Annotated in this window: 7 protein-coding genes; 2 read left to right on the plus strand and 5 right to left on the minus strand. The window is 66.4% G+C overall.

Going from position 1 to position 5249, the window contains the following annotated elements:
* Positions 1-176: alpha/beta fold hydrolase (locus AC04L7_RS11890; protein WP_475513073.1), on the plus strand; the 176-nt coding region annotated here is incomplete at its 5' end.
* A 458-nt stretch (positions 177-634) separates the two neighbouring features.
* On the opposite strand, the gene AC04L7_RS11895 is transcribed toward AC04L7_RS11890, so the two are convergent.
* From AC04L7_RS11895 to aspS, 3 genes are read right to left on the minus strand one after another with little or no spacing between them, the layout of a single operon-like run.
* Complete coding sequence (locus tag AC04L7_RS11895; protein WP_435997023.1) at positions 635-1156, minus strand: GNAT family N-acetyltransferase; 522 nt, start codon at positions 1154-1156, stop codon at positions 635-637.
* Positions 1157-1158: 2 nt separating this feature from the next.
* A complete protein-coding gene (locus AC04L7_RS11900) occupies positions 1159-1461 on the minus strand; it encodes a DNA primase (protein WP_435997021.1) in 303 nt (100 codons plus the stop codon).
* Between the two features lie 14 nt (positions 1462-1475).
* Positions 1476-3227 (minus strand): aspartate--tRNA ligase, encoded by a 1752-nt coding sequence (gene aspS / locus AC04L7_RS11905; protein WP_435997019.1) that lies wholly within the window; start codon positions 3225-3227, stop codon positions 1476-1478.
* 161 nt (positions 3228-3388) lie between these two features.
* Here aspS and AC04L7_RS11910 point away from each other — a divergent pair, with 161 nt between their 5' ends.
* Positions 3389-4288, plus strand: coding sequence for a DUF3011 domain-containing protein (locus AC04L7_RS11910; protein WP_435997017.1), 900 nt, complete (start codon positions 3389-3391; stop codon positions 4286-4288).
* Between the two features lie 15 nt (positions 4289-4303).
* On the opposite strand, the gene AC04L7_RS11915 is transcribed toward AC04L7_RS11910, so the two are convergent.
* Positions 4304-4846, minus strand: a complete 543-nt coding sequence (locus AC04L7_RS11915) for a hypothetical protein (protein WP_475513074.1) — start codon at positions 4844-4846, stop codon at positions 4304-4306.
* A 156-nt stretch (positions 4847-5002) separates the two neighbouring features.
* Positions 5003-5249: FmdB family zinc ribbon protein (locus AC04L7_RS11920; protein ID WP_475513072.1), on the minus strand; the 247-nt coding region annotated here is incomplete at its 5' end.

Raw genomic sequence — 5249 nt, forward strand, 5'->3', positions numbered from 1 at the left:
CCCTGGTGATACACGGCGACGACGACCAGATCGTCCCCATCGACGCCGCCGGCCGCAGCTCGGCCAGGCTGATCAAGGGCGCGCAACTGATCGTCTACGCCGGCGCACCGCACGGCCTGACGGACACGCACAAGGATCGCGTCAACCAGGACCTGCTCGACTTCCTGCAGAAGTAAGTTCCAATACGCAGACAAAGCAACGGCCGCATCAAGCGGCCGTTCGCTTTTGATCTTCCGGATCCCGATGCGCCAGCGAGCCCACCAGACCCGGAGGGCGGCGGACAGGGATGTCCGCCGTTTTCCGCCTCGCCAGTGCTGCCCTGTAGCAGCGGGCCATGCCCGCGATGCTCTATCCCCGCCTGCATGGAAAGCATCGCGCCCAAGCGGCGCCCCCTACGGGGATGGGCGTGATCTTCCCGGTCTACGAACGGCCGCGAGCACTAGCAGACCCGGAGGGCGGCGGACATGGATGTCCGCCGTTTTCCGCCTCGCCAGGAAGGCGAGTCGGAAAATCCTGATAGCAACGAACTGATGGGATTGCTTCGTCGTGAAAGACGCTTTCTTTTGGTGACTTTTCTTTGCGTCAACAAAGAAAAGTTACCCGCTCGACCGAAGGGCTAGCGGAAGCTCCTGCATCAACCGACAGAAGAAGCATCCCGCCGCAGGATGAACTCATCATCCAGCGTCTTCCCCACCGGAAACTTGTACGCCCCGACCCGCACAAACCCCTGCCGCCCATAGAACCGCTGCGCACCGAAGTTCTCCGACCACACCCCGATCCACAGCGTCCGCGGCCCGTCCTTCAACAGCCACCGTTCCACCTCGGCGAACAGCTTCCCGCCCCACCCACCGTTCTGGTGCGAGGCCAGCACGTACAGCCGCTTCAGCTCGCCATCGCCCTTCACCACGTCCGCGTGCGGCAACCCGCACGGCCCGGCGGCCGCATGGCCCACGGCCACGCCATCGTCCTCCAGGAACCACACCGCGTAATCCGGGTGCGACAGGATGATCCGCTGCTTGTCGACGTCATAAGCATCGGCGAGGAATGCGGCGAGATCCTCAGCCGGATACAGATGCCCGAAGGTTTCCGTGAACGTACGCGACGCCAGGTCCGAAAGGGCCGTGGCGTCATCGACGGTGGCGCGGCGGATCTGCACGCTTACGCGTCCTCTTCTTCCTCTTCGTCCGCCTCGTCTTCCTCGTCGGCGTCCTCGTCTTCTTCCTCTTCGTACTCTTCTTCGTCTTCTTCTTCGTCTTCTTCTTCGTAGTCGTCTTCGCCGAAGTCCTCGCCGTCCCAGCGGCCCTGGCCGTCCGGTACGAAGGTCACCGCCATCGCGGCCGGCGACGTGCCGACACGCACCAGCCAGCCGCCGAACACGCGCGCGCGTTCCGTCACCAGGCCCGCATCGGCGCCTTCATTGCCCAGGCGTTCCCATTCCAGCGAAAAAGCATATTCCGTCATTGCGTGTTTCTCTCTCAGTCTTTCTTCGGACGAACCTGGATGTGGACTTCAGCAAGCTGCTCGTCCGGGATCGGCGACGGCGCACCGGTCATCAGGCACTGCGCGCTGGTGGTCTTGGGGAACGGGATGACGTCGCGGATCGACTCCGTGCCCGCCATCAGCGCCGCGATGCGGTCGATGCCGAACGCGATGCCGCCATGCGGCGGCGCGCCGAAGCGCAGCGCGTCCAGCAGGAAGCCGAACTTCGCTTCCGCCTCTTCCGCACCGATGCCAAGCAGCTCGAACACCGCGCTCTGCATGTCGGGGCGGTGGATACGGATCGAACCACCACCGATCTCGTTGCCGTTCAGCACCATGTCGTAACCGCGCGATACCGCCGTCTTGGCATTCGCGCGCAGGTCGTCGATGTCGTCCACCGCGGGCGCGGTGAAGGGATGGTGGAGCGCGACGTAGCGTTGCGCTTCCTCGTCCCACTCGAACATCGGGAAGTCGGTGACCCACAGGGGCTTCCAGCCGTCCTGCACCAGGCCAAAGTCCTTGCCGGCCTTCAGGCGCAGTGCGCCCATGAAGTCGCTGACCTTGTTGTAGCCGCCCGCGCCGAAGAACACGATGTCGCCGTTGCCGGCGCCGACGTGCTTCACCAGCGCCGCGAAGGCGTCTTCGGCGAAGAACTTACGGATCGGCGAGGAGATTTCGCCAGCCTCGTCGATCTTGATGTAGGCCAGGCCCTTGGCGCCGTACTTGGCGGCGTGCGCGGCGTACTCGTCGATCTGCTTGCGGCTGAGCGACGCCCCGCCCGGGATGCGCAGCGCGGCCACGCGGCCGTCCGGATCGTTCGCGGCGGCGGTGAATACGGCGAACTCACTGGACTTCACCAGCTCGGCCACGTCGACGAGTTCCAGCGCGATGCGCAGGTCCGGCTTGTCCGAACCGTAGCGACGCATCGCCTCGGCCCAGGTCATGCGCGGGAATTGCGCATCCAGCTGCACGTCCATCACCTCGGCGAAGATGTCGCGGATCATGCCTTCCACGGCGTCCTGCACGTCGCGCTCGCGCACGAAGGCGAACTCCATGTCGAGCTGGGTGAACTCCAGCTGGCGGTCGGCGCGCAGCGCTTCGTCGCGGAAGCAGCGCGCGATCTGGTAGTAGCGGTCGAAGCCGGCGACCATCAGGATCTGCTTGAACAGCTGCGGCGACTGCGGCAGCGCGTAGAACTCGCCCGGGTGCATGCGCGCCGGCACCAGGAAGTCGCGCGCACCTTCGGGCGTGGCCTTTGTGAGGATCGGCGTTTCGATGTCCTGGAAGCCGCGCGCATCCAGCCAGCGGCGCAACGCCTGCACCAGCCGGATGCGCGTGCGCTGCTTGCGCTGCATGTCGGCGCTGCGCAGGTCCAGGTAGCGATACTTCAGGCGCGTCTCCTCGCCCGGGTTCTCGTGGTGGTGGAACGGCAGCGGATCGGCCTTGTTGAGCACGGTGATCTTGGTGGCGATCACTTCCACCTGGCCGGTGCGGATCTTGGTGTTGACGGCCTCGCGCGCGCGCACGACGCCTTCGATCTGCAGCACGTCCTCGTAGCCCAGCGACGCGGCCACCTTGAACACCTCGGCATTGGACGGGTCCACGGTGACCTGGACGATGCCTTCGTGGTCGCGCAGGTCGATGAAGCAGACACCGCCGAGGTTGCGGGCGACGTCGGTCCAGCCGCACAGGGTCACGGTCTGGCCGATCATGGCCTCGTCGACGAGGCCGCAGAAATGGGTACGCATGGGGGCTCCACTGGGTTCGGACCGGGGCCGGGACATTCCGCGGCGGGACAGGCCGGTCAAGCCGCGTAGTTTACCCGGTCCCCCGCCCGCGGACCCCACCCGCCCCTGCACGGGCTTAACGGGTCCGGCGTATGCTGGCTGCTCCCCAGGAGGGCGCCACCATGAAGAAGCCGTTGTTGCAGTCCGTGCTCGTACTGTTGCTGGCCCTGGTGGCCGGCAGCGCCGCCGCCCAGATCACGCCCAAGGCGTACGCGCCGGAAAACCTCCGCACGCTTTCAGTGCAGGACCAGACCCGGGTGATCAGCCTGGAATACTCCGAGCAGTCCCGCGGTCGCCGCATCCCGGACGACCAGCTCCGCTTCTACCTGGACCAGGTCAACCGGTCCAACTGGACCTTCAGCCGGATCAAGCAGGACATCGCCCAGTCGCTCGGCGGCAACAACGGCGGCTGGAATCCCAACCCGCCGCCCGCCGGCAACACCATCCTCTGCGAGAGCAAGAGCGGCGACGCCAAGCGGTGCACGCCGCCGTGGCGTGGGCAGTCGCGGCTGGTGCGGCAGATCTCCAACAGCCGCTGCGAAGAGGGCGCCACGTGGAGCTCGCAGGACGGCCTGATCACCGTATGGAAGGGGTGCCGCGGCGAATTCGCCCAGGGCAACGCCACCGGTGGCACGATCCGCTGTGAAAGCAACGACGGCCGCGGGCGCACCTGCCGCACGCCGTGGAGTGGCCACTCGCGCCTGACCCGACAGCTGTCGAACGCGGCCTGCGTGGAAGGCCGGAGCTGGCAGTCGCAGCAGGGCCAGGTGTACGTCGGCAATGGCTGCCGCGCCGAATTCGCGCCACGCGTGGGAAGCGGTGGCGGTTCCAGCAACTACTCGGTGACCTGCAGCAGCGAAGACAACCGCCGCAAGACCTGCGCCTACGACCCGCGCCAGGGTCGTCCGATCCTGCTGCAACAGATCTCGAACACCAGCTGCCGCGAAGGCTACAGCTGGGGTTACACCGGCACGCAGGTATGGGTGGACCGCGGCTGCCGCGGCCGCTTCGGGCCGCGCTGAGCCGCCGTTACCGACTCAACCGCCGGCGCCCCAGGGTGCCGGCGGCAGTTCGACCGGCGTGGTGAGGTCGAATTCCACCCGGAACAACCGGCCGTTCGGCCGGCTCAACTCGTAGACGAAGGTCTTGCCGGGCACCAGTTCCATCGCCCACGTATTCGTCACCGAGGCCGCCAGGCCTTCCCGCTCGAACATCGCGATCGAATCCGCATCCACCGGGAACGCCTGCCGCCGCGTACTACCCGGCTCGGCCGTGTCGCCGCCATACATCGTCACCGCGTCCGGACTGCCGTCTTCGTGGCGGTGGTCGTGCTTCAACCTCAGGCCGGTACCGGTGCGCGTCAGCACCCAGGTGCGCGAATGGTCGTCGCCTACGTGGAAGGGAATGCGGATCTCGCGCGTCGGGTCGTCGCACCCCCGCACGTGCATGACCAGCGCCTTGCCCTCGAAAGGATCAGGCGTGGTCGGTGCGGGCTGGTTGGCGGTGATGCGGCCCGCATAGGCCTTGCCGCACAGGTGCTGCAGGTTGGCAAAAAATTGCGCGTGAGGCTCTGTAATGATGTTGACCGGCGGCGGCGCACTGAAGTCGTCCGAAATACGGTACTTCGGCTCTCCCCCCTGACATCCGGCAATGCAGAGCGCAGCCAGCAAGAACAATACGGCACCTTTCATTGCATCCCCCCGCGACACGAAGGGATGCACCTTACACCGACGCTCTCAGGACGAGGATGTCGACGACGGCGTCGCAGGCTTCGATTCCGTCTTCGCCGGCGTACTTTCGGTCTTCGCCGGCGCCGGCTCGGCAGGCTTCGACTCACCGGAAGGCTTGGCGCCTTCGCCGCCGTCTGCCAGGTTGCGCTTCTTGTCGCCGTCCTTCTTGAAGTCGGTCTCGTACCAGCCGCTGCCCGCCAGCCGGAACGACGGCGCCGTCAGCTGGCGCTTCACCGCGTGCGCACTGCAGGCG

It is taken from the genome of Pseudoxanthomonas sp. LjRoot204_2 (assembly GCF_056175765.1).

What these genes read in the sequence shown, in the direction of transcription:
- AC04L7_RS11900 (WP_435997021.1), bottom strand. Translation starts at nt 1,461, where the DNA reads ATGACGGAATATGCTTTTTCGCTGGAATGGGAACGCCTGGGCAATGAA.
- aspS (WP_435997019.1), bottom strand. Translation starts at nt 3,227, where the DNA reads ATGCGTACCCATTTCTGCGGCCTCGTCGACGAGGCCATGATCGGCCAG.
- AC04L7_RS11910 (WP_435997017.1), top strand. Translation starts at nt 3,389, where the DNA reads ATGAAGAAGCCGTTGTTGCAGTCCGTGCTCGTACTGTTGCTGGCCCTG.